This is a genomic window from Dethiosulfovibrio faecalis (genome assembly GCF_021568795.1).
Lineage (GTDB): Bacteria > Synergistota > Synergistia > Synergistales > Dethiosulfovibrionaceae > Dethiosulfovibrio > Dethiosulfovibrio faecalis.
On sequence record NZ_JAKGUE010000012.1, the window covers coordinates 22,491 to 45,928 of the forward strand.

The 23,438-nt window shown below is 56.7% G+C and carries 24 protein-coding genes and 1 riboswitch; of the genes, 15 read left to right on the forward strand and 9 right to left on the reverse strand.

Going from position 1 to position 23,438, the window contains the following annotated elements:
• Positions 1-82: 82 nt before the first annotated feature.
• Genes L2W58_RS09060 through L2W58_RS09130 form a run of 15 tightly spaced genes read left to right on the forward strand, consistent with a single transcriptional unit; the run spans position 83 to position 14,270 of the window.
• Positions 83-715 carry a precorrin-8X methylmutase gene (locus L2W58_RS09060; RefSeq protein WP_236103021.1) on the forward strand — a complete coding sequence of 211 codons (633 nt, stop codon included), beginning with the start codon at positions 83-85 and terminating at the stop codon, positions 713-715.
• Complete coding sequence (cbiD, locus tag L2W58_RS09065; RefSeq protein ID WP_236103022.1) at positions 712-1,845, forward strand: cobalt-precorrin-5B (C(1))-methyltransferase CbiD; 1,134 nt, start codon at positions 712-714, stop codon at positions 1,843-1,845. The genes L2W58_RS09060 and cbiD overlap by 4 nt, the downstream gene beginning before the upstream one ends.
• Positions 1,824-2,462, forward strand: coding sequence for a precorrin-6y C5,15-methyltransferase (decarboxylating) subunit CbiE (gene cbiE, locus L2W58_RS09070; protein ID WP_236103023.1), 639 nt, complete (start codon positions 1,824-1,826; stop codon positions 2,460-2,462). The genes cbiD and cbiE overlap by 22 nt, the downstream gene beginning before the upstream one ends.
• The gene (locus tag L2W58_RS09075; protein ID WP_236103024.1) at positions 2,459-3,046 is read left to right on the forward strand and encodes a bifunctional cobalt-precorrin-7 (C(5))-methyltransferase/cobalt-precorrin-6B (C(15))-methyltransferase; all 588 of its coding nucleotides are present in this window, start codon (positions 2,459-2,461) and stop codon (positions 3,044-3,046) included. The genes cbiE and L2W58_RS09075 overlap by 4 nt, the downstream gene beginning before the upstream one ends.
• Positions 3,043-3,816, forward strand: coding sequence for a precorrin-4 C(11)-methyltransferase (gene cobM / locus L2W58_RS09080; protein ID WP_236103025.1), 774 nt, complete (start codon positions 3,043-3,045; stop codon positions 3,814-3,816). Before L2W58_RS09075 ends, cobM begins: the two co-directional genes overlap by 4 nt.
• Positions 3,813-5,519 carry a cobalamin biosynthesis protein gene (locus tag L2W58_RS09085; protein ID WP_236103026.1) on the forward strand — a complete coding sequence of 569 codons (1,707 nt, stop codon included), beginning with the start codon at positions 3,813-3,815 and terminating at the stop codon, positions 5,517-5,519. Before cobM ends, L2W58_RS09085 begins: the two co-directional genes overlap by 4 nt.
• The gene (locus tag L2W58_RS09090) at positions 5,516-6,232 is read left to right on the forward strand and encodes a precorrin-2 C(20)-methyltransferase (RefSeq protein WP_236103027.1); all 717 of its coding nucleotides are present in this window, start codon (positions 5,516-5,518) and stop codon (positions 6,230-6,232) included. Before L2W58_RS09085 ends, L2W58_RS09090 begins: the two co-directional genes overlap by 4 nt.
• On the forward strand, positions 6,229-7,353 hold the full coding sequence (locus tag L2W58_RS09095) for an NAD(P)-binding domain-containing protein (RefSeq protein ID WP_236103028.1): 1,125 nt from the start codon (positions 6,229-6,231) through the stop codon (positions 7,351-7,353). Before L2W58_RS09090 ends, L2W58_RS09095 begins: the two co-directional genes overlap by 4 nt.
• A complete protein-coding gene (hemC, locus tag L2W58_RS09100; RefSeq protein ID WP_236103029.1) occupies positions 7,350-8,714 on the forward strand; it encodes a hydroxymethylbilane synthase in 1,365 nt (454 codons plus the stop codon). Before L2W58_RS09095 ends, hemC begins: the two co-directional genes overlap by 4 nt.
• Positions 8,711-10,168 (forward strand): uroporphyrinogen-III C-methyltransferase, encoded by a 1,458-nt coding sequence (gene cobA, locus L2W58_RS09105; RefSeq protein WP_236103030.1) that lies wholly within the window; start codon positions 8,711-8,713, stop codon positions 10,166-10,168. The genes hemC and cobA overlap by 4 nt, the downstream gene beginning before the upstream one ends.
• Positions 10,169-10,174: 6 nt before the next feature.
• Positions 10,175-11,464, forward strand: a complete 1,290-nt coding sequence (gene hemL, locus L2W58_RS09110; protein WP_236103031.1) for a glutamate-1-semialdehyde 2,1-aminomutase — start codon at positions 10,175-10,177, stop codon at positions 11,462-11,464.
• A gap of 1 nt (position 11,465) precedes the next feature.
• Entirely contained in the window at positions 11,466-12,464 is a 999-nt protein-coding gene (gene hemB, locus L2W58_RS09115; protein WP_236103032.1) for a porphobilinogen synthase, read from the forward strand.
• Positions 12,446-13,063: a MotA/TolQ/ExbB proton channel family protein gene (locus tag L2W58_RS09120; RefSeq protein ID WP_236103033.1), complete on the forward strand. Its 618-nt coding sequence runs from the start codon at positions 12,446-12,448 to the stop codon at positions 13,061-13,063. The genes hemB and L2W58_RS09120 overlap by 19 nt, the downstream gene beginning before the upstream one ends.
• Complete coding sequence (locus tag L2W58_RS09125; protein WP_236103034.1) at positions 13,060-13,440, forward strand: ExbD/TolR family protein; 381 nt, start codon at positions 13,060-13,062, stop codon at positions 13,438-13,440. The genes L2W58_RS09120 and L2W58_RS09125 overlap by 4 nt, the downstream gene beginning before the upstream one ends.
• Complete coding sequence (locus tag L2W58_RS09130) at positions 13,437-14,270, forward strand: TonB family protein (protein ID WP_236103035.1); 834 nt, start codon at positions 13,437-13,439, stop codon at positions 14,268-14,270. The genes L2W58_RS09125 and L2W58_RS09130 overlap by 4 nt, the downstream gene beginning before the upstream one ends.
• A 70-nt stretch (positions 14,271-14,340) precedes the next feature.
• Here the strand turns inward: L2W58_RS09130 and L2W58_RS09135 are convergent, their stop codons facing one another.
• From L2W58_RS09135 to L2W58_RS09175, 9 genes are all read right to left on the reverse strand, one after another.
• Positions 14,341-14,718 carry a pyridoxamine 5'-phosphate oxidase family protein gene (locus L2W58_RS09135; RefSeq protein ID WP_005661321.1) on the reverse strand — a complete coding sequence of 126 codons (378 nt, stop codon included), beginning with the start codon at positions 14,716-14,718 and terminating at the stop codon, positions 14,341-14,343.
• Between the two features lie 69 nt (positions 14,719-14,787).
• On the reverse strand, positions 14,788-15,441 hold the full coding sequence (locus L2W58_RS09140) for a methionine ABC transporter permease (RefSeq protein ID WP_236103036.1): 654 nt from the start codon (positions 15,439-15,441) through the stop codon (positions 14,788-14,790).
• Complete coding sequence (locus L2W58_RS09145) at positions 15,410-16,471, reverse strand: methionine ABC transporter ATP-binding protein (RefSeq protein WP_236103037.1); 1,062 nt, start codon at positions 16,469-16,471, stop codon at positions 15,410-15,412. Before L2W58_RS09145 ends, L2W58_RS09140 begins: the two co-directional genes overlap by 32 nt.
• Positions 16,472-16,482: 11 nt before the next feature.
• Positions 16,483-17,280, reverse strand: a complete 798-nt coding sequence (locus L2W58_RS09150; RefSeq protein WP_236103038.1) for a MetQ/NlpA family ABC transporter substrate-binding protein — start codon at positions 17,278-17,280, stop codon at positions 16,483-16,485.
• Positions 17,281-17,579: 299 nt separating this feature from the next.
• A riboswitch (SAM riboswitch) is annotated at positions 17,580-17,681 on the reverse strand.
• Positions 17,682-17,746: 65 nt separating this feature from the next.
• On the reverse strand, positions 17,747-18,340 hold the full coding sequence (locus L2W58_RS09155; protein ID WP_236103039.1) for a hypothetical protein: 594 nt from the start codon (positions 18,338-18,340) through the stop codon (positions 17,747-17,749).
• A complete protein-coding gene (locus L2W58_RS09160; RefSeq protein WP_236103040.1) occupies positions 18,328-19,308 on the reverse strand; it encodes an ABC transporter ATP-binding protein in 981 nt (326 codons plus the stop codon). Before L2W58_RS09160 ends, L2W58_RS09155 begins: the two co-directional genes overlap by 13 nt.
• On the reverse strand, positions 19,305-20,333 hold the full coding sequence (locus L2W58_RS09165) for a FecCD family ABC transporter permease (RefSeq protein ID WP_236103041.1): 1,029 nt from the start codon (positions 20,331-20,333) through the stop codon (positions 19,305-19,307). Before L2W58_RS09165 ends, L2W58_RS09160 begins: the two co-directional genes overlap by 4 nt.
• A complete protein-coding gene (locus L2W58_RS09170; RefSeq protein WP_236103042.1) occupies positions 20,302-21,414 on the reverse strand; it encodes an ABC transporter substrate-binding protein in 1,113 nt (370 codons plus the stop codon). The genes L2W58_RS09165 and L2W58_RS09170 overlap by 32 nt, the downstream gene beginning before the upstream one ends.
• A gap of 12 nt (positions 21,415-21,426) precedes the next feature.
• On the reverse strand, positions 21,427-23,379 hold the full coding sequence (locus L2W58_RS09175) for a TonB-dependent receptor plug domain-containing protein (protein WP_236103043.1): 1,953 nt from the start codon (positions 23,377-23,379) through the stop codon (positions 21,427-21,429).
• Positions 23,380-23,438: the final 59 nt, after the last annotated feature.

Genomic DNA, 23,438 nt, shown 5'->3' on the forward strand with positions numbered 1-23,438 from the left:
GAAGGCAGAAAGCTCCGCGAGGTTCGGACCGATAAAAGGCAGACCCTCAAGGGTCTGCCTTTTTAGATTTAGGAGGAAAAAAATGACTCAGAGATTCATGGCTCCCGCCGACATAGAGGCAAAGAGCTTCAGGATACTCCAGGAAAAGATGGGTCCGTTCCACGGAACGGAGGAGGAGCTGGCCATAGTCACCAGGGTGGCCCACGCCACGGCCGACGTGGATTTCGGCATGAGCCTGTACATCCACGAAGGGGCTATAGAATCGGGGTTATCCGCCCTTCGGTCGGGAGCGCCGGTTATAACCGACGTCGAGATGGTCCGGGCCGGAATAAGAAAAGACGGCTTGGAGAGCATGGGAGGCAGGGTACTGACCTTCCTGAACGACCCCGAAGTGGCCGAGATGGCCAGAGACACTGCGAACGCCACCAGGTCTCAGATGGCCATGAGGAAGGCACTTCCCCACATGGAAGGAGCCATCGTCGCCATAGGCAACGCCCCTACCGCCCTCTTCGAGATCATAGACAGGATAAAGGCGAAGGAAGCCAGCCCTGCTCTGGTAATCGGAATGCCCATAGGTTTCGTCGGAGCCGCCGAGTCTCATCAGGAACTGATAGAGCTCGATTATCCGTCCATAACCGCCCCTGGGCCCAAGGGAGGAAGTCCCGTCGCAGCCGCGATAGTGAACGCCCTTATAAAACTGGCCCTCAGACCATGACGGCCCGATTCGAATCTCTGGGGTCCGTCGGAGGGCTCAGACGAGGGTTCACCTCGGGCACGTCGGTCCAAGCCGCGGCCAAGGCGGCCGCCTATATGGCCGTAACCGGAGAGACGACGGACACCGTGGCGGTGGAACTGCCAAACGGGATGGAGTTTGAGGTCCCGGTGGAGGACGCCACAATAGGAGAAGGATGGGCTTCCTGCTGCGTGATCAAGAGATCCGGAGACGACCCTGACGTTACGGACGGACACAGGTTCTGCTGCACCGTGAGGATATCGGACCTTCCAGGCGTGACGATCATAGGGGGCAAGGGCGTAGGCAAGGTCACAAAGGAAGGGCTGCCTATTCCTCCTGGAGAGCCTGCCATAAACCCCACTCCCAGAAAGATGATCCTAAGGGACCTCTCCGCTCTGACACCTGACGGCAAGGGACTGGAGGTGACGGTTTCCATACCGGACGGAGAGGATCTGGCTAAAAAGACATGGAACCCCAGACTGGGAATCGAGGGAGGGATCTCGGTCATAGGCACCACCGGCATAGTGGAACCCAAGTCGACCGCAGCCTGGGAGGCGTCCATCGATGTCTACGTCAGGGTGGCAGCCAAAGAGGTCGAAAAGGGCCCCCTGTTCCTCCCTCTCGGGTATATCGGGGAAAAACTCCTGAAAGAGAGATTCGATATCCCGGCGGAGAAGATCGTCAAGACCGGAGACAAGGTGGGCTACACGCTTGAACGATGTATCGCCGAGGGGATAGAGAAAACCCTCATCGTAGGGCATATCGGCAAGCTTACCAAGCTGGCCGCAGGTATATTCGACACCAACTACAGATCGGGAGACGGAAGACTGGAGACCGTGGCGGCATGGGCCGGAGCCTCTGGGGCGTCTCAATCTGTGATTCGAGAGATATTGGACCTCAAACTGGCCGAGGCGGCGGTTCCCATAATAATACGAGAGGGTCTTGAGGAAACCTTCAGCCACATATCCAGACGATCTCAGGAACGGCTGACGGAGTTCCTCAAGGGAGAAATGGAGATAGCCACTGCCCTAACCGACCTGGAGGGAACGATCCTGTCCACCTGGCCTGAAGACGTCATGGAGGGGAAATCATGGAAAAAATTCACATCGTAGGGGTGGGGCCTGGATCCAGGGATTACCTCCTTCCTATAGCCCTAAAGGTAATAGAGGGCTCCAACACCCTCCTGGGATCCCCAAGACTTCTGGAGATGTTCTCCGATATGGCGGACAAGAAAACGGTGGCCCTGTCGGGATCTCCGTCGGAGGCGCTTGAAATCATCTTGAAGAGAGGTCGAAACGAGAGGATGGCCGTCCTGGTCTCCGGAGATCCCTGTTTCTTCAGTCTGGGCAGCTCCCTGGCGGCATCCCTTCCGGAAGATCAATACGAGATCATACCGGGACTGAGCTCGGTCTCCCTGGCCTTCTCCAGACTGGGAATATCCTGGCAGGATGGGACCTTCGTGAGCGTCCACGGAAGACCTCTGGAATCATTGAACGAACTGCAAAAAGAGACCGGCCCGATAGCTATCCTGACCGGAGGGCTCAACAACCCGATGGAGGTGGCCTCGAAACTTCTAAAAATAGGGGCATCGGATAGAAAGTGCTGGACTATGTCGAACCTGGGGACCGACGACGAGAGGGTCGAATCGACAAAACTATCCGATCTGTCCGAAGAGGATCGAGCTTCCTGGCCCTCTTTGACCCTGGTCCTTCTGGAGCCCCTGTCATGATAGGCCCTTTTACGGACGACTCATTCATCAGAGAGCCATCGATACCTCTGACAAAAGCCCCGATAAGGGCGATCGTAACGTCTCTATTACAACCCCTCCACGGATCCGTCCTGGGAGAGGTGGGAACCGGAAGCGGAGGCATAACGGCGGAGCTGGCAAGACAGGTGGGACCTGGAAAGGTCTTCTCTCTGGACCCGTCGGAAAGGGCTCTCGATCTGGCGTCCAGGAACCTGTCTAAAATGGGTTTAACGGACAGGGTGACTTTGATCTGTGGAAAAGCGCCGGAGGATCTTACCTCCTTCCCCCCCTTGGACGGCCTGACGATAGGAGGACACGGAGGACGGCTTACATCCATAATCCGAGCCGGTCTATCCAAACTCAAGGAGAACGGAAGAATAATCGTCACGGCCAACATGCCCTCTACGGCGGACGAGGCCCTAAAGGCCCTGGAGTCCCTGTCGATAGAGCCCTCCATGTGGCAACTGGCCCCCTCGGAGGGACGGAGGACCAAGGCGGGATGGATGCTGAAAGCCTTGAATCCCACCTTCATAGTGTGGGGAGATCGGAAGGGGAACTGCTTATGATAGAGAATGCCAAGACGGTGAATTTCGTCGGGGCCGGACCTGGCGCTCCGGACCTAATAACGGTAAGGGGAAGCGAGCTTCTAAAGACCGCGGATCTGGTCGTGTACGCCGGCAGCCTGGTGAACCCGGAGATTCTGGAGATCTGCAGGGACGACTGCACAATCATGGACTCGGCCTCCATGTCGTTGGAGGAACAGGTGTCCGCCATGGCCGTCTCCGCCGAGACCGGATCTTCGGTGGTTCGACTCCATACCGGAGACCCCAGCCTTTACGGAGCTGTGGCGGAACAGAAAAGGCTGTTGGAGGAACGAGGGATCGAGGTTCGATTCGTACCTGGCGTAAGCAGCCTGCAGGCGACTGCTGCCGCTTTGGGCATCCAGTACACCGTTCCGGGAGAGACCCAGACCCTGATATGCACCAGACGAGGGGGAAGGACCCCCGTTCCAGAGAGAGAGTCGCTGGACAAACTGGCGGCTCACGGCTCGACCATAGTGCTCTTTCTCACGGCCGGGCAGGTGAAGGAAGCCACCGACGAACTGATAGAGGGGGGGCTCGATCCCGAGACCCCCGCCGCCTGCGTCTACCGAGCCTCCTGGGACGACGAGATCATCCTTCGCTCCGACCTCTCCTGGCTTGCCGAGGCTATGAGAGAAAGGGGAATAGACCACCAGGCTCTCATAGTTATAGGTAAATGCCTAGACCCAGGAGAAACCTCCAGTCTGCTCTACGACAGCGGTTTCTCTCACCGATTCAGGGAGGGTTCCCTTTGAACATAACGGTCTTCGCGATCTCTGCCAGGGGGAAATCGGTAGGGAAAAGATGCGCCGAGGCTTTGAACGGTAAACTGATAACTCCCAGGAGAGACGAACTGAAAGCATCTCTGTCCGAAATCTGGCATGGATCGGACGCCGTGGTGATGATAGGGTCCACCGGAGTGGCAGTCAGGGTTACCGCCCCGTTGCTCAGGGATAAAGAGACGGATCCGGCGGTGATAGTGGTCACGGAAGACGGGGAGCTGGTCCTGCCCCTCACCGGAGCCCACCTTGGAGGCGGGGCGAACCTGTCCCGAACCCTGGCGTCAAATCTGGGGGCCCATCTCGTATCCACGACCTCCACGGACAGGAAGAACGTCGCCGCTCCGGATCTGCTCTGCTCTCGATGGGGATGGAAACTCAAAGGAAGAAAGGCCCTGGTCCAGACGAACGGAGCCCTTCTGGACGGGCGGGAACTGCTTTTCTGGATCGACGAAGGAGAGGAGACTCCTCCGTTCCCGGAGGGATACCTCCCCTGCGAAAAGCCCGACGAGGCGGACGTACTGGTGTCGCCCCGAGCTCTTTCCCTCGGATCCCACCAGGTACAGCTGATACCCCCGTCGCTGGTGGCCGGTATGGGGTGCAGAAAGGGAGTGAACAGAGAGATCCTGAAGGAGGCTCTGCTGCGTCACCTCTCCGAACAGGGATATTCCATCGATTCCTTAGGCGAGATAAGGACCTCGACGGTCAAATCGAGTGAAAAGGGGCTCCTCTCTTTGGCGGAAGAGCTAGGAGTACCTTTGACCAAGCTGGAGGACGAGGAGATAAGATCGATCGAGGGGAATTTCTCCGCCTCCGCCGCCACGACCCATTTCGACCTGCCCGGAGTCGCGGAACCCTGCGCCGCCTCGGCGGGAAGGCTTATAGGCCCGAGATCGGCCGAGCGGGGGACCACCGTGGCACTGGGGCACCGTCCGGCCAAGATCAAGGGAAGACTCTATGTCGTGGGTACCGGCCCGGGGGATCGAAAGTACATGACGTTTCAGGCTAAGGAAGCGATAGACGACTCGGACGCCGTGGTAGGCTACCGGCTCTACGTCGACCAGCTACCGGAGGAATGGCTGAAGGGAAAGAAAGTGGAGAGATACGGAATGGGAGAGGAGGAGACCAGAGTGGCATCGGCCATGGCCCTGGCCAGGAAGGGACTTCGGGTATCCCTCGTATCGGGAGGGGATCCCATTCTTTTCGGCATGGCAGGGTTGGCCAGAAACATGGCGGAGGAACTGCCGGTCGAGGTTATACCGGGGCTGTCCGCCGCCCAGCTCGCCGGAGCCTCCGCAGGAGCCCCCTACTCCAACGGACTTATAATGCTCTCTTTGTCCGACTATCTACAGCCCTGGGAGTCTATAGAAAGAGCCCTGTCGGGAGCGGCATCCACGGGGCTCACCGTTGCCCTGTACAACCCTGTCAGAAGGGATCTGGACGTAAAACTCGAGGGAGTAAAGAAAGCCTACTCGACCAGAACAGGGCAAACCGTATGGCTCATGAGGGATGTAGGACGGCCCGGAGAGTCCGTAAAAGTGATGGACCTATCCGAGCTGACGTCCTCCGATATAGACATGAGAACGCTGCTTCTTCTTCCCGGCGAGGCTACCGTCGCCAGGAAGGGCTATCTGGTGGACACGAGAGGATACCACTCTGAAAGGAAGAAAAGGACATGACAAGAACCCTTATTGGGATAGGAGTCGGACCGGGGGATCCCGATCTCGTGACCTTGGGAGCTATAAAGGCGATAGAAAAGGCGGACCTGGCCCTCCTTCCTCTATCGAAAGAGGGAGGAAACAGCGTAGCCGGCGGAATAGTGAAGGAACACGTGGACCGCGACTGGGTTTCGTTGGTCTTCCCTATGAAGGGGCGAGAGGACGAGAGAGACGAGACCATACTGACCCAACTCGAGGAGATAAGGCCATTGTGGGAAAAAGCCGAGACCGTGGTCCTTCCGGTAATAGGCGATTCGACCCTCTACGCGACCGTGGCTTGGCTGTACGGACAGTGGAAGAAGCTGGACCCCGACATGAAACTTAAGCTTATACCGGGAATATCCGCCCACGGTCTGGCGGCTTCCAGAGCAGGTCGTTTTCTCGCCATGGGAGAGGAAAGGCTGTCGATACTTCCCGGAACGGCTTCCTTCTCCGATCTCCAGGAAAACCTCAGACATACCGACTGCGCCGCCATCTACAAACCTTCGGCGCTGGGAGAGGGACTTCGCCGGCTGGTGGAATCCACCGGACCATGGGACGAGATGGTCCGGATAGTCAAGGCAGGGCTTCCTGAAGAGGAGATATCGATAGGACAGGACGCCCTGTCCCCATGCGAAAACTACCTATCGATCCTTCTGCTGAGACGAAAGGGATCCGAGGCGACCTCTTTATGAGGCTCATCTGTCTCTCCGTCAACTACGAAAACAGCAAATTGGCCGACAGAGCGGGACTCTGGGAGGACGAAAAGACCCTGCGCTTAATGTTGGACGGAGGGCCGATCTCGGAGCTGCTCCCCATCCACACCTGCAACAGAACCGAACTCTACGGGGTTATCCCGGAAGGCAGTGAGATCCCTTCGGACTCAATTCCCTCCTGCGCCGATATATTGACGGGTAAAGACGTGGTGGAACATCTCCTGAGGGTCCTTCTCGGATTGGAGAGCATGGCATGCGGGGAGTCTTTCGTGGTATCCCAGGTCAAGAAGGAATACGATAGATATTCTCCCCTTTGCGGGAGGATACTGAACAGGCTATTTCAGAGATCCTTCAACCTGGCCGGGATACTCCGAACCGAGTATCATCCCGGAAGGGCTCCGTCCATACCCTGGCTTATGGCCCAAGCCATCAAGGACCATCCGGCCTGGCCCTCCCCCAGGATAGCCCTGATAGGAGCCGGCGACATGGGAACCGAGACGGCGAAGGTGCTAAAGGCGATGGGACTTCCCTTCTCCGTATCGAACAGAACAGAAAAAACCGGAAGATCCCTGGCGGAGGAGACCGGAGCCGACTGGCTATCCTGGGAGAGATGGAAGGATCTGACCGAGACCTCGGACGTGTTGATATTCGCTACGTCCTCCCCAGAACCGCTGCTCTCCGAGATAGAGGGGGAAAATCGTCCCTGGATAATCGACATGGGAGCGATTCCTCAGGTAAAGGTTCCGGAACTCAAGAGGATCTCGGTGGACGAACTCAGAGACCGGACCCTGGAGATTCTGGACGACTACCGTCGACATCTCGGCAAACTGGAGGAGGAGACGGAGGAGGCCGCTCAGGCTCTGTGGGCGGATCTGATAACCGTCAGGACCGATACCTACCGTCGGCTTGCCATGATGAGGGTGGGCCATATAGTCGATGAAAGGGCGGCTCGAACCGCTCAAAAAATCGGCGTCTCCGAGGAAGTTCTAAGACAGATGGCCTGGAGCGTCGCTAAGGGCATATTATCCCCGGTCCTGGAGATGAACGGCCCTCATTCGTCCAGGATATGGAGAGCTCTCTCGGAGGAGGAAAGATCGTGAACCGCAGATTTTCACTGATGGTATCGTTGGACTCCGGAGTGGGACCGATCCTGGTGGTAGGAGGCGGCTGCGTCGGTGAGAGAAAGGTAAGAACCATACTGAGCGCCGACTTTCCTGTCACATTGATATCCCCGACCGCGACGTCCGGGCTTCAGAGCCTGGCCTCCAAGGGGCTGATAAAGTGGCACGCCCGGGAGGTAACGGCGGATGATTTTCTATCCCATAGGCTGGCGGTGATCGCCCTTGCCAGGGAGGACACGGAAAAGATCCTTCCCATGGCATCGAAGGCGCGATGTCTGGTCGACTGCTGCGGCGCTGGCGAACTGGGAGACTGGTCTCTGGCGGCTCAGTTCCGTACCGAGACCAATCTCGTAGGAGTAGGCAGCTTCGGCAAGTCGCCGTCGGCATCGGCGGACCTGCGGATGAACATACAGAGTTGGATGGAGTCCGACAGGGAGAGACCTATACTTTTCAGCCGCAAGAGCGCCCTCGCCAGAGCTCAAACCATGGAGGCCGCCAGAGCCCTGGCTAAAACGGGACTGCCGGTGGAGATAAAGACCATGTCGACCTGCGGCGACGAAAAACAGGACTGTCATCTATCCGCCTTCGGAGGAAACGGAGCGTTCGTCAAATGTCTGGAGGAAGCGATCTTGGAGGGCAAGGGAGACGGAGCGGTTCACAGCCTCAAGGACGTTCCCTCCGTTCTGCCCGACGGACTGGAACTGGTGGCGGTACTTCCCAGGGCATCTACCTCGGACGCAATCGTCTCCAACCATAAAGGGGGGCTTGAGGGACTCCCGGCAGGGGCCGTGGTAGGGACCTCCAGTCTAAGGAGAAAAGCGCAGCTTGCGATCACCAGACCGGACCTCGACTACACCCTCATAAGGGGCAACGTCAACACCAGGCTGGCCAAACTCCAGGCGGGAGACGCGGACGCCATCGTCCTGGCCAAGGCGGGGCTCGACAGACTCGGGATATCGCCGGAGGGGACGACTACCCTCCCGTTTCTCCCCGCCCCGTGCCAAGGTATAATCGCCGTCGAGGCGCGAAGCGGTTCGAGACTGGCCGAGGAGTTCCGGGCGATAAACCATCGTCCGACCTGGCTGATGGCCCTTGCGGAGAGGGAGCTACTGAAAACCCTGCAGGTAGGCTGTCACGTTCCTTTCGCCGCTCTCTCCGAATGGGTCGACGGCGAATTGAGATTGAGGGCTCAGACCCTCTCTTACGACGGAAGACACATCGAGTTCGAAGGCTCGCTGGCCGTGCGCTCCGACGACGACGCCCGAGATCTGGGCAGAGACGTGGCCCTATCCATAAAGGCCTCCGCCGAAGCCATTTCCATGTTGGAGGAAAAGCCATGACCGTCTACCTGACCGGAGCAGGATGCGGCGGTCCCAGATGGATCACGGAAGAGGCCAGGGGGAGGATCTGCCTGGCGGAACACCTGGTATACGACAGGCTGATACATCCCGACCTGCTCCAGCTTGCCCCAAAGACGTGTCGCTTCCACTACGTAGGGAAGAGAAAGGACAGTCACTCGACGTCCCAGGACGATATCTGTCGTCTGCTGGTAGAGCTGGGACGAATCTCGGACAGGGTCGTAAGGCTCAAGGGCGGAGACCCCTTCGTCTTCGGGAGAGGCGGAGAGGAGGCATTGGCCCTCCAGAAAGAGGGCATCCCCTGGAGCTACGTCCCGGGGGTCACAGCCGCCGTATCCGGCCTGGGGGCTGCGGGCGTTCCCTTGACCCACAGGGGGATGGCGGAGACCGCGACCTTGGTCACCGGACACAGAGGGAAGGACCTTTCGGAAGAGGACGACCGTCTATGGCAAAGGATGGCCGAGGTCGGAGGGACCAGGGCCATATACATGGGAGCCTCCAGGGCGGACAGTATAGCCGAAAAGCTTATGAAAGAGGGGGAACCAGGCGACAGAAGCTGCTCCGCCGTCCGCTGGGGAGGATGGGGACGCCAGGAGAGGACCGATTTTCGATTGGACGACATGGGGAACATAGGGCTACGAAGTCCAACGGTCATAGCGATAGGAGAATCTTCCGCTCTTGGACTGACCCCCGTTTCAGGCCCGCTCAAGGGACTCCAGATAGGCGTGGTGCGACCCGCACCGGAATCCTGGGAAACGGCCAGGATTCTGGAAGACCTCGGGGCGGACTGTTATAGTCTCCCCCTGGTGAATCTTAGAAAATTAGAAAAGAACTGGGACGAAGAAATTATCGGAAACTCCGACTGGTTGGTCCTCACAAGCCCTCGAGGAGCTTCACTGCTTCCGGAGGTCACGGACCTCAGAAAGATAGGCGGCAGGATAATATCCATAGGACCGGGGACCTCCAAGGCCCTTTACGACATCGGGATTCATCCGGACCTGGAAGCGGAGGTCCCTACCTCCGAGGGCCTGGCCGACACGGTAGAAAAACACGTCTCATACGGCCAGTCGATCCTCTTCTTCCGAAACGAGAGGGCCTCCGATCTGCCGGTCCAGGCGGCTCGCAAGGTGGGAGCGACGGTGATCATATCCTCGGCCTACAGGATGGAGAGAGCCGAGCTTCCGGGAGAGGAGATCTACCCTCTTTGCTGGGACGAATCGGGGTTGGACTGCGTCGTATTCGGAAGCGCCGCCATGGTGGAGGCCTGGGCCGCCAGGTTCGGAAGATCCAGGGAGGGGATAATCCCTGTGGCCTGGGGAACGCACTGCGCCGAAGCAATCCGGGAGACCCTATCCATGGAACCGGAGGTCATGGGCGATCCCTCCATAGAGGGACTGATAGAATGCCTGACCTCCCTGCAAAGACGAAAGGAATGACTTGTGATGACCAACGAAGAGATGTTCAAAACCGCCTGCAAACACCTGGTCGGTGGGGTCAACAGCCCGGTCAGGGCCTGGAAAGCCGTCGGCGGGGAGCCTCTGTTTCTGGTCAGAGGCGAGGGATCGTCGGTCTATGACCTGGAGGGGAACCGCTACACCGACTACGTATGCAGCTGGGGACCTCTCATACTCGGCCACTCCCACCCCTCTGTAGTAGAGGCGGTAAAGAGCGCCGCTGAAAAATCCACCTCTTTCGGAGCCCCCTGCGTACAGGAGGTAATGCTGGCGATGGCGGTGAAATCGGTGTTCCCATCCATGGAGAAAGTTCGTTTCGTAAGCTCCGGGACAGAGGCTACCATGTCGGCCCTTAGACTGGCCCGAGGATTCACCGGCAGGGACAGGATCGTTAAATTCGACGGGTGCTACCACGGCCACAGCGATTCTCTCCTGGTGGCGACAGGCAGCGGGGCCTTGACCTTCGGCGTTCCGACCAGTCCGGGGATAACCGAGGGAACCGCAAAAGACACGTTGGTGCTTCCCTTCAACGACCTGGACAAGGCGAAGGCACTGTTCGAGTCGGAGGGATCCACCATAGCCGCCGTAATAGTGGAACCATGGGCGGGCAACATGGGACTGGTCCCCCCTGCTCCCGGTTTCCTCGACGGCTTAAGGAAGCTCACAGAGACACACGGATCCCTTCTGATATTCGACGAGGTCATAACCGGATTCCGCAACTCCATGGGGGGGGCCCAACAGGTCGAGAAAGTCGTCCCTGACCTCACATGTCTCGGAAAGGTGATAGGAGGAGGACTTCCGGTGGGAGCCTTCGGAGGCAGGTCCGACATAATGGATCGCCTCTCCCCTGTGGGAGACATCTACCAGGCGGGAACCCTGTCCGGCAACCCGCTGGCCATGGCGGCAGGCTTGGCGACGCTGGAGGAATTGTCCAGGGAGGGAACCTACGAGGCGCTTGAAAAAGCGGCGGAATCTCTCGAGATGGGACTTAGGGACGGCGGAAGAAAATGGGGTTTCCCAATGAGCACCACCAGATTGGGAGGGCTGGTGGGCATGTTCTTCTCCGAGAACGTGCCTAAAAACCTGGATGAAGTCAAGTCCGAAAGGGTGGACCTTTACCCGGCGTTCTTCTCGGGAATGCTGAGCAGAGGGCATTCCTTCGCCCCCTCCGCCTACGAGACCATAATGGTATCCTCCTCCCACACGGAAGAGGACGTGACTTCCACGGTAAAAGCGGCGGAAGAGGTCTTCGCCGAGATGAAGAAAAGAGGACTGTAAATTGAAGGAGATCAGATGCGGCTACCCCCACAACAGGCTAAGAAGACTGAGAGGCAACGGGGCGCTTGCCGACTCCGTCCGCGAGACCATCCTGAGACCTGAACACATGATGCTTCCACTCTTCGTCGTCGAGGGGAAGGGGGTAAAGACCTCCATATCGTCTCTCCACGGCGTCGACCATATCAGCGTCGACAGGCTCTGCGAGGTGGTGGAACCAGCTATGGAGGCGGGCATAAAGAGGTTCCTTCTCTTCGGGGTACCGGAAGAAAAGGACCCCAGGGGGACCTCAGCCAGCGACGGGAAGGCTCCGGTCCAGAGGGCCGTCTCAGACATGAAGAAACGATACGGAGACTCCATCCTCGTCGCAACGGACGTATGTCTCTGCCAGTACACCGACCACGGCCACTGCGGCATATTGAGGGAAGATGGATCGGTGGACAACGACGCCACCCTCCGCAGGCTGGCCGAGACCGCCGTCAGTCACGCCAGAAACGGAGCTCATATGGTAGCCCCGTCGGCCATGATGGACGGGCAGGTAGGAGCCATCAGAAACGCCCTGGACGAAACTGGTTTCACAGAAACATCCATAATGGGATACTCGGCCAAGTTCCACTCCGCCTTTTACGGCCCCTTCAGGGAGGCTGCACACAGCGCTCCCGGCAAAGGCGACCGCTCCAGCTATCAGATGGATCCCGCAAACGGCAGAGAGGCCATCAGAGAGGCCCTTCAGGACGAGGAGGAAGGGGCGGATATACTGATGGTAAAGCCCTCTCTGCTCTACATGGACGTGATATCCGAGATAAGAAAAAACTCTCTGCTCCCCATGGCTGCCTATATGGTCAGTGGAGAATACATGATGCTGCGACATGCCGCCGAGGCAGGGGCGCTGGACTGGAGGAAATCCATGCTGGAGGCCCACATGGCGCTTAGGCGGTCCGGAGCGGACATTGTAATAACCTACGGAGCGGTGGAGGTGGCACGATGGCTGAATCGATCCTGAGCTTTCTGAATCTAGGCGGACCGGTGGTCTGGTGCATAGCCGGACTTTCGGTGATAGGCTTAGCCGTGGTATTGGAAAGAACCTTCTTTTTCATAAAGTCCTGGGAGAATCCGGAAAAGGTCGAACAGGCCCTCTGCGAGCGACTTTACGAGGGAGATGCGGAGGGAGCCACATCGCTTCTCCGGGAAAAGGACACCTCTCTGAGACGGCTTTTCCTGGCCGGTGTCAACCATTGGAAGACCGACGGAGACTCGCTCAAGATGCTGCTGGACGGCCAGATAAGGAGAGAGGTCTTCAGATGGAGCAAGGGGCTGTCCATCCTCTCCGCCGTCGCCAGGATTGCTCCCCTACTCGGGCTCCTGGGGACAGTCCTAGGCATGGTGGATATCTTTCAATCCCTCCCCGAGACAGATCAGGCCCCTATGGTGGCCCTGGCCGGTGGAATATGGAAGGCCCTGCTGACCACGGTGGCCGGGCTGGCTGTGGCCGTTCCGGCGGTTCTATTCCACTCGCTCCTTAGCTCCAAGGTTGACGATATCGAGGAAACCCTCTCCAGAGGGGCGGACTTTATCCTCAGGGAAAAGATGATGAGACCGTGAGACGCCGTCCTCAGGCGGACGTGGAGCTAACCCCTCTTATAGACGTCCTCTTCATTCTCATCATATTTTTCGTTTTGACAGCGTCCTTCGTGCAGGGACAGATACCGGTGGACCTCCCGGACGGGAGGGGGAACCCGCCGGAGGAAAAAGGGATAACCGTCACCATCTCTCACGACGGAACCATCTACTGGGACGACAGTCCCGTCGAAAAAGACGAGCTGATCGTAATAGCCAAAGAAGCGATCGCCGCCGGGAGGTCCCTGATACTCACCGCCGACCGTTCGATACCCTACGGAGACGTGGCGACCCTCCTCGACAGGATGAGGGAAAACGGCATAACCACCATAGGGCTCGGTCTCAAGGGAACCGAGCCGTGAAAAGATGGATCGTCACTATCGCGGCTAGTCTGATCCTCCATGCAGGGCTGCTATTTCTTCTACCGTGGACCCCGAAGGAAAGCGACTCCATAGGAACCATATCGGTTAAATTGGTCAGGGCACGGTCGGAAACCGAGTCGTCCATGGGACAAGACGGCGGAAGAGCCATGGCTGAGACTCCTACGGAAATACCCAAGGCGGAAGAAGCTGCCCCGTTAAAACCAAGCACATCCAAGAAAATGGAAGAAAAACCCTCCACAAAAAAAGACTTAAAGACAGAGGCTCCAGAAAAGCCTCAAAAAACCGTCGAGAAAACGAAACCGGTCGTACAAAAAACACCTGCAGCCAAACCACGAAGGGAAACGACCGAAAAACCGAAGGTAGCGGAAAAAAAAGACGGCCCCGAGAAGAAAGTCTCCCTACCTCCTCAAAAAGAGGGCGGGGAAACTACAAAAGCCGCGGGGCAAGCTCCTCCTGGCAAAGGTCAGAAAGAAGGGACGTCTCAGAAAGAAGGACCCCACGAAGGAGATGGAGAAGCTAAAAAACCGGCCGCTTCATCTAGAGGGGAGATACTGTCGGAACATGACGTGACCGTAAAACACAGGGAGATACCGGAATACCCCCTCATATCCAGGAAGAGAAAGGAACAGGGAACCGTCACGGTCTTGCTTTCGGTAAAAAAAGGCAGGGTGATCGAGACCAGGATAGAGAAAAGCTCCGGATCTCCAAGGCTGGACAAGGCCGCTCTTAAAGCCCTGAAGGGATGGCGTTTTTCCTCCGACCTCTCCGCCAAGGTCAGGATTCCCGTCCTGTTCAAGCTCACGAAATGAGTAAAAGCGATCGGCCCGGGCCGATCGCTTTTACTACAGAACACCTCTAAAAACTCGCGTTAGAGATTCCCTAAAGGAGCTTCTCCGCCCCCGAGTAGACTTCCTCCACCTTCAAGGCCGCTGCGGCGTGTCCCGGATGTTTTTCGGGATTCCAGGTCTTCATATCGTCGAAGATCGGACCGTTGTCGTGATACTCGATCTTGCCCTTGACCTGAAAGGACTTGCCCGCTTTGGTTATGAAAAGCAGAGATCCCTTTCCGCCTTTGGAGATATTCTTTCTGGTCTTGTCGAAATAATTATCCGCGACGACCAGTGTCTCGTCGTCGAAGCGGCTCACGCAGGTGGCATAGATGGAGTTAGGTACTCCCTCTCCATCCACGGTAGACAGGACTATTGCTCCGTCCCTGTCGTCCCAGGCCTCGCAAACGTTCTTCGGAAGTTTAGCCATAAAATCCTCTCCCTTTCTTAGAATGGACGAACTTTCACCGTGTTATTATCCACCTGGAGGCGTTTTAATTCAAGACTTTCTGGCCTTTCCGGCCATACGATCGCCCAAGGCCTGACATATCTGGACCATGGCTATCAGTATAACCACCGTGGCGAACATTATATCCATCCGAAACCTCTGATATCCATAGCGTATCGCCAGGTCTCCCAGACCTCCCCCTCCTACCGCACCAGCCATAGCCGAATAACCGATCAGGTTTATAACCGCCAGGGTGAGTCCAGATACGATGGCTGGCAGAGCCTCGGGGATAAGCACCTTGCCTATTATCTGACGGGGAGTGGCTCCCATGGACTGGGCAGCCTCCACCACTCCTCTATCGACCTCTTTCAACGCACCCTCCACTATCCGCCCCACGAAGGGGATAGCCGCCACCGCCAGGGGGACTACGGCGGCGTTTATGCCTATGGATGTACCCACGATCATCCTGGTGACCGGTATAAGAAGCACCATCAATATGATGAACGGAGTGGACCTGGCGGCATTCACCACCGCCGAAAGAAGCCCGTTGACCTTTGGTCGCTCCAGTATCTCCCCTTTGGCCGTTACGTGGAGGAACACACCTAAGGGTATTCCGCAGATAAAGGAAATGGCCGAGGACATTCCCACCATGTAAAGTGTCTCGAGGAAAGAACTAAACAGCACTCGCGACAGCTGAGTCCACATGGCCGATCACCTCCACTTTGAGATCCAGGGCGTTAAGATAGCCCAGAGCGGCGTCTCTCTCCCGTTCCTCCCCCGATAGATGAAGTACCAGGGTTCCGTAGGGAACCGACTGTATATGGTCTATCCTGGCGACCAAGATGTTTACGTCCACGTCGAAACGACGGAGCATTCCGGAGATGACCGGCTCCGCCGCGGATGAGCCGAAGAACTGAAGCTGTACGACCGGTTCTCCCCCCACGGAATCGTCCTCCAGGAAGTCCAATCCGGCGAAACTCTCCGGAAGCTCCACCCCCACGACCTCTCGTAACATCTCCTTGGTGGCACCTTTCTTCGGAGAGGTGAAGACATCGAGAACCGTTCCCCTCTCCACGATCCGTCCTCCCTCTATGACCGCCACGTGGGAGCAGACCTCCTTCACCACGTTCATCTCGTGGGTGATGAGGACTATGGTAAGACCGAGCTTTTCGTTGATCTTCCTGAGCAAGGCGAGCACCGACTTGGTCATCATGGGATCCAGGGCAGATGTAGCCTCGTCGGACAGAAGCACATCGGGGCGGTTGGCCAGGGCCCTGGCGATACCGACCCTCTGTTTCTGCCCTCCCGATAGCTGAGAGGGATACTGATCCCTCTTCTCCGCCAGTCCGACCAGATCCAACAGCTCCTCCACTCTGACCTCTATGTCGCCCTTGCTCCATCCGTCCAACTCCAAAGGCAGAGCCACGTTACCGAATATAGTTCGGTTAGACAGGAGGTTGAAGGACTGAAAGATCATGCCTATCTTCTTTCTCGCCTCCCGAAGATCCCTTTCCCCCAGGGAGGTCAACTCCACGCCTCCCACCGTCACCCTGCCTGACGTAGGGCATTCCAGCAGGTTTATGCAGCGAACCAGGGTACTCTTTCCCGCTCCGCTCTGGCCTATTATCCCGAATATGGAGCCCCTGGGGATTTGAAGATCCACCCCGTCCAGAGCCTTCAGAGACGATCCGTCGGCCTCAAAGATCTTGCCGACCTTTTCCAGAAGTATGGTCATATCTCACGCCTCTACCAGGCCGGCACGAAGGAACCCTTGAATCGATCGAGAATGAACTTTCTGGTCTCATCGCTGTGATAGACCTCTATCAAAATCGCGATCCTCCGATCGTCCCTGTTATCCTCTCTGGCAGCGATGATGTTGGCGAAAGGGGAGGTCTCGGGATCCTCGAGGAGGATGGCATCCTCCAGGGGCGATAGCCCCGCCTCCACTGCGTAATTGACGTTAACAGCTCCCATATCCACGTCGTCCAGGACCCTGGGAAGCTGAGGGGCCTCTATCTCCACGAATTTAATTCCCTTGGAATTTTCCACCACGTCCAGCACGGAAGCCCTGTAGCCCACTCCGTCGGCGAGCTTTATAAAACCCTTTTCCTCCAGCAAAGCCAGAGCTCTTCCTACGTTGGCCGGATCGTTGGGAACCGAGACCTTGGCTCCTTCCCTCAGATCATCCACGTCGTCTATCTTTTTGGAGTAGAATCCCATGGGACAGACCACCGTCTTTGCCACGGATACCAGACTGTACCCTCTGTCTTGGTTTTGGGTATCCATGAAAAGCCCGTGCTGATAGGAGTTGGCATCCAGATCTCCCTGGTCCAGGGCAGCGTTGGGAGTTATATAATCGTTAAAGCTATAGACCTGGAGATCGATACCACGATCCTTTAAACGATCCTTCAGAAACTCCAGTATCTCGGCGTGAGGTCCGGCGGTGGCGCCGACCTTCAGGACCGAGAGATCTTCGGCGTTGGAACCGGTCGCCACGGACAGAGAGAACAGAAAAACGAACAGATAAGCGATATATTTTTTCATCTCAGAACCTCCTGTGGATTTGTCTTGGTCTTTCCGAATCAAAAAACGATGAAACTCTCTACCCCTCCCTTCAAGAATAAAAAAACCGGGATCCCCCGTACGGAGATCCCGGTAAGAAAAAACGGCTACGATAGATTAGCCGCCGTATTCTCCCTCAGGAGCCCCGCAGAGACAGCACATCATATCGCACATCATCATGTTGGAATCGCTGAGTCTCATAGGCGGGTTCTCCTCTCTAAAAAAATAGATGCCTCTTCCGACTTAGAGGAAGAGGCATCCATAAAAAGCGATAAAAGCCTCGACCATCTGCCAGGAATTCCTGCTGGATTTGGCACCGTCTCGCTATCGCGAAGGTTGCCGCGACTTCGTAGGGCCAGTCCCTCCGCCGCTCTGGATGGTTCGATCTATTTTTAGGTTAATGACGTGCATTATATACGCCGCCGGAGCACACGTCAACGGTTAAAAATCATTCCCTTCTTAGAGGACAACTTTCATGAAATGGGCAACCTCGGCATAGAAAGGTGACCCTATCGGTCCCCTCTCCGATGGGGACTACCCCAATCCAAGAATAGGACGGGCTCAGCTGTCCGTCGGGAAGGACCGACATTCCCAGTCTCTCCAGGGGCAATCCCCTGCCCAAATCCAGGTTCACCGATAGATCCATATTCCCGGCGGATCCTGGAGTGTGAAAAGCCCCGACAGGGAGTCCTTTCCCCTCGCCCTCGGATCGGACTATCTCGAAAAAACGCTCCTGCCCCTTTCCCAATAAAGCTATCGTCATGGCCGCGGAAAAAGCTCTCTCCTCTTCCGCTATCCGGGAAAGTTCATCTCCGACCGTTCCTCCCCCTACCATAAGAGACGATACGCCAGGCCCCCATTCTCCCCGTCTTTCCACCGATTCCGGGGACAGATAGGCCCAGGCCAGAACGGGCTTGGCCAATCGGTAAAGTCTGTGAAGTCGGCCATCCATGGAATCCGGCTCCTCCAAATTCCACCGAGACAGAGCGTCCTCCACTTCGCTACGGGAAAGGACGGCATCCAATATCTCTATCGAGGACATCGCGGACTTTCCCTATCGCCGGACAAAACGTCTATCACCGAGTCCAGCCGTACATGCTCGGAGACCACCCCTTCGTCGTCGATACGAAACAGGATATCTCCGTCATCGACCGACACGAAAAGACGATGGCTGGAAGATCCCAAGGCGAAACCACCTCGTCTGAGTCCTCGGAGGACCCAATATGAGAGATGGTCCGGACAACTAAGCTCCACCGTTACGGAGGCATCGGGATAGTCCGGTTCCGGTCTTTCCAGAGGATCCCAGTTCCTAGGCTGGCCGTATGCATCTCCGAAGGCTCCTCGCAAGACCAGATCCTCCGGAGATCCCACGGATATCACTCCGTCGACTATCAAGAGACATCTGTCCGACTGGGAAAGAGCCAGGTCCAGGTCATGAAGCGAAAGCAAAACGGAGATATCCCTCTCCTTAGCCAATCGTCTAAGTCTCCGAAGTACCTCTACCCTTCTGGGCTGGTCCAAAAAAGACGTCGGCTCGTCCAATATCAGGAGTGACGGATCCTGAGCCAAAGCCCTGGCTACGTGGACCCTCTGAAGCTCCCCATCACTGAGTTCCGTCAGCTGTCTACCCGCCAACTCCATGGCCCCCATATCCTCCATCGCCCTGACGCATCTGTCTTCATCACGATCCCTGGAGAAACGCCCCTGTTCCACCAACTCCAACGCAGTCATACCCCAGGGTCTAGGTCTGTCGGAAAGGGCGGCTCCTACTATTCTGGCTCTCTTCAAAGGAGAATAGGACTCCAACGGAGCGCCGTCCAACAGGACGACACCGTCGAGAGATGGCTGAAGTCCCAGGAGAGTCCTCAGGGCCGTGGATTTGCCCGATCCGTTGGGACCCAACAGAGAGACGACCTCTCCTCGAAAGAGGGAAAAATCCATCCCAGATACGACTATCCTGTCCCTATATCCCACGGCCAACCCAATAGATCGAAGTATAGGGTCTTTCATCGGTCTCCACCTCGAAAGACCACCCAGGCCACCACAGGCGCACCTATCAGCGAGGTCACCGAGTTCAGAGGAAGAGACGACGCTCCGCCTGGAAGTCTTGACAGCAGATCGGCGGCGACCGCTAAGGAGGCACCGCACAGGACGGTGACAGGAAGAAGCCGACCATGTCTGGCGCTGCCGGAGATACCCCTGGCCATATGGGGAACGGCCACTCCCAGGAAGGCCACGGGACCGCAAAACGCCGTAACCGTTCCGGCCAACAAAGCCGATATCAGTATCATCCTTCTCCTTATCCTGGGAACGTCTGCCCCTATGGTGGCGGCACACGTCTCTCCCAGCAGGAAGGCATCCCAAAGCCTGCGCCCCATGAAGGCCAAGACAAGCCCCAGGAACACGGAAAAGGCCATCCAGGGAATACGATCCCAGCCTATGCCGGAAAATGTCCCGAAACTCCAGGAGACGAATCCGTGAACCCGCTCCGAAGGCGCCCACTGTATCAGCACGGAGACCACTGCGTTGACCGTGTATCCTATCATCAACCCCAGAATGAGCAAGGTGCCGCCTCTTTTAACCCTCTCGCCTATCAAGGCTACGAGCATCATCGTGATGAAGGCTCCGGCGAAGGAACAGCCGAGAAGACCCAAGCGGGAGATCAGCCCTCCTCCGGGAGCGAGAAGCAAAGCCAAAGCGGCTCCCAGGCTGGCGCCCGAACTAACCCCTAGGACCGATGGACCGGCGAGACCGTTTCCGAAAAGGGTCTGCATGATCAACCCGGAGGAGGATAGGGCTGCTCCGGCCAGGACGGCCGAGACCACCCTGGGCAACCTCAGATCCAAGACTATCGTCTTCCAGCTGCTGGAGACGTCGCCGCCGGAGAAAATCGCCCAGATAGAGGAGACCGGAATTGATGCGGATCCCAGACAGAGGCCAGCCAAAACCACGGCTAAAAGTGCCATGGGAAGCAGTATCCACGGCAACAAGGAACGGAGGGATCTACTTGAGCTTTCGGTAGTAGAACAGCTCATGATCCCTCATCTTTTCCGGATGAATTATGGATATAAGATCCGCCAGTATCATATCCGGTCTTATTATTCCGGACTGATAGTAATCGTTGCCTCCTTCGGAGGTAATCCTGCGATCGTTGTTGTAAATCTCGCCTTTTTCGAAGGGGGGAAAAGCCTCTATAGGAAATCCCGATCTCTCTGCGTCCTCAAGGCTGCGCCAGGAACCGCAGTTCAACCAGATGTCGCTGGATTCCGCCCTCACCAAAACAGCCTCCAGATCCATCGGAGCGGTACCGGTCCCCTCTAAATCGTTCCAGAGAGATTTCGCCCCGGCCGCCCTAAACATCATGGATGGCCAACTACCCCTCCTGGGAACGTACCAGACCCCTCCGAAAGGAGCACCCGAAAGGACCGACGGCCGGACTTCGGAATTGTCGACCATGCTCGCCAGCTCTTCATATCTCCGGACCACTTTCTCGAATATCTCGGTGGCCTGCTCTTCCCTGCCGACCAAAAGCCCTATAAACTTTATCCACTCCGCTCTGGCCAGAGGGGAATCCTCCAGATACTCCGCCATGAACAGTACCGGCACGCCACAATTCCTTAAGAAGTCGACGTCCCGGCGTTCCTCGTCACCGTAAAGATAGGTGATGAACCCATCGGGGGCCAACTCCAGCAGCCTTTCCCTGTCCAGGGATCTTGACATGCCTCCGTCGGAGGCCACCTCTGGAAGGCCCCTCTTTCTGACCGAATCGGTGTAGACATACTTGCCTCCCGCCAGCCCCACAAGCAGATCCAACGCATCCAACGCATCAAGACACGCAACCGCCGGTGTCGTTCCCACGACGATACGATTAAGGGGAATATCTACCCTAGAGATTCCATCCAGCGATGCGGAAGGCTTAGCTCCCTCCGGCACCAACAGGACGACCTCCGGTTCGGTCGCACCGTAATAAGGACGATCCACGGTCACCAGATAGCACCCATCGACATTTTCCACATTCAGGTTGGTGGCGTAATCCACTGAAAAACCCCAAGAACAACGGTTACCACAGATAAGGATAAAAAAGACAAGACTGATGAACAGTCTGTATTTTTTCACTCAATCACCGCCTCAAAAAGTCCATACGAGAGAACAATGCCAGTTACGCCCCTCCAAGGGATACCAAGGGAGCCTTTCGCCTCCGGAGCTACCGGAGGCAAACTGCCGCACCTCCGTCCCCTCGTCGAAGATATCATCGACTCCGACAACCAGAGTTCTATCGTCGTCCATATCCCAACGTAAGCCCAGATTCCAACGAGTCAACTCGCTGAGGCCTACTTTTTCGGCCATATCTAGGAAAGTCTTACCCCGATAGTCCATCTCAACATAGGCAGACAACTTTTCATCTATGTGGTTGGTCAGACGAAGATCCAAAGCGTTTTCCGGTCTGTTGGGAAGCGCCATGCCATAACGATATCCCGCAGTCCTGTTCTCCCCGTCTAAAACAGTCCAAGCCATTGAAAGGTTCCAAGAATTCCAGTCTAGGTCTCCCTCGAACTCGAGTCCATATATCATGGCCTTGCCGACGTTCTTATAGGCTCCACGTCTCTCATTCACCTGTATATATTCTATAAGCTCGTCCATATCCATGCCGAAAACTGTGACCCCCAAAGAGGAATCAGCTCCACCTAAGGCTCCGTTCCACCGAACTCCCATATCCCAATGGTACCCCTCCTCCCATTTAAGGGACTCGTTGGGAACGATGGAAGCGCCATCGCCGTATTTTTCGTAAAAATTAGGGGCCCTCATGGAATAACCTACGGTAGTCTTAAAACGCCAACTGGAAGACCATGCCCATTCAGCTCCCATAGACCACGAGAGTCCATCCTCTCCGTCCACATCGTTCCAACGTAACAAGGGGGTCAAGACGACCTCTCCTACCGGGAAAGTATCCTGTAGAACTATCGCATAACTATCCCTTTCAAAGTGGCTGATTTCATCCAATAGTTTAACGCCGTCTCCACCTACATCCAGTTTCTCGTTGTCGGCCTTCAATGTCATCTGCAATAGATGGTCGCCGGCTATCGTCGTCCCCGACAGATCTATTCCGTTCCTGACCGTATCGTAAGAGGAATGCCTGACGCCGAGACCACCTAATTTATCCGACGGATCGGAGAAAGTCTTGTCCTCCTCCATCCTATAGAGAGACCAGTCCCAATCCCAAACGCCACCGGAATATTCCCTACCTAAAGAGAAGGAACGTCTGTCTATATCCTGCCACGGTCCAGGATCTCCAGGAAGCCACCTATCGTTTCCAGGAGCCGGAAGAGGTAGGTCCTTGTGTATAACCGCAAAAGACGCGGCTAGGGACCAACTTCCGTCATCCCATCGTACCGTCCCGTTCTGATCTCTAAAGCCGTTGTTCCATCTCTTCGTCTCGTAATCGTCGGTCTGAACCAGGGAACCGTTATCGTTAAGGTATGAAAAATCCCCGTCCTCCGACTCGTATCCCAACAGCAAGGACAGGGTCCCATCACCCAGAGCTGTTCCGAAACGAAGCGATCCGGTCTTAAATCCTAGATCGCCTCCACCGAGGACGACGCTTCCCTCCCCTCTTTCGGGTCTCGCCGTGACGATGTTGATAACAGCTCCCATGCCTGACATATCGAAAGCTGCCGGAACATACCCCCTGTAGACCTCTATCCTGTCGACCCGCTCGACCGGGATGGTCGACAGATCGACGGCGGAATCACCTCCCAGGTTGCATAACACCCCGTCGATATAGACCGCTACCTGAGCGGCTGTACTGCCTCGAACCGAGGCCACCGAATAACCCCCTCGCCCTCCTCTACGGTTTATGGAGACCCCCGGCACCTTGGAGAGAAGGTCTGAAATGTCTTTCATCTCTCCCCTGTACATATCGGGCCTTATCACCGTGACCGTCCCTGGAGACCTATCCTCGTCCTCCAGAGAGGAGGCGGTAACCGTTATCGGAGCCACGGTGGCAACGGCCTCCGACGGGGAACTCATAAAAAACGGAATCGCCGTGACGACGACGGCGATAAGATCATAACGACGCAGCAAAATAAACACCTCACATATTTAAAGGACGAGGGGCGGCCTAAGGCCGCCCCTCGTCCGTA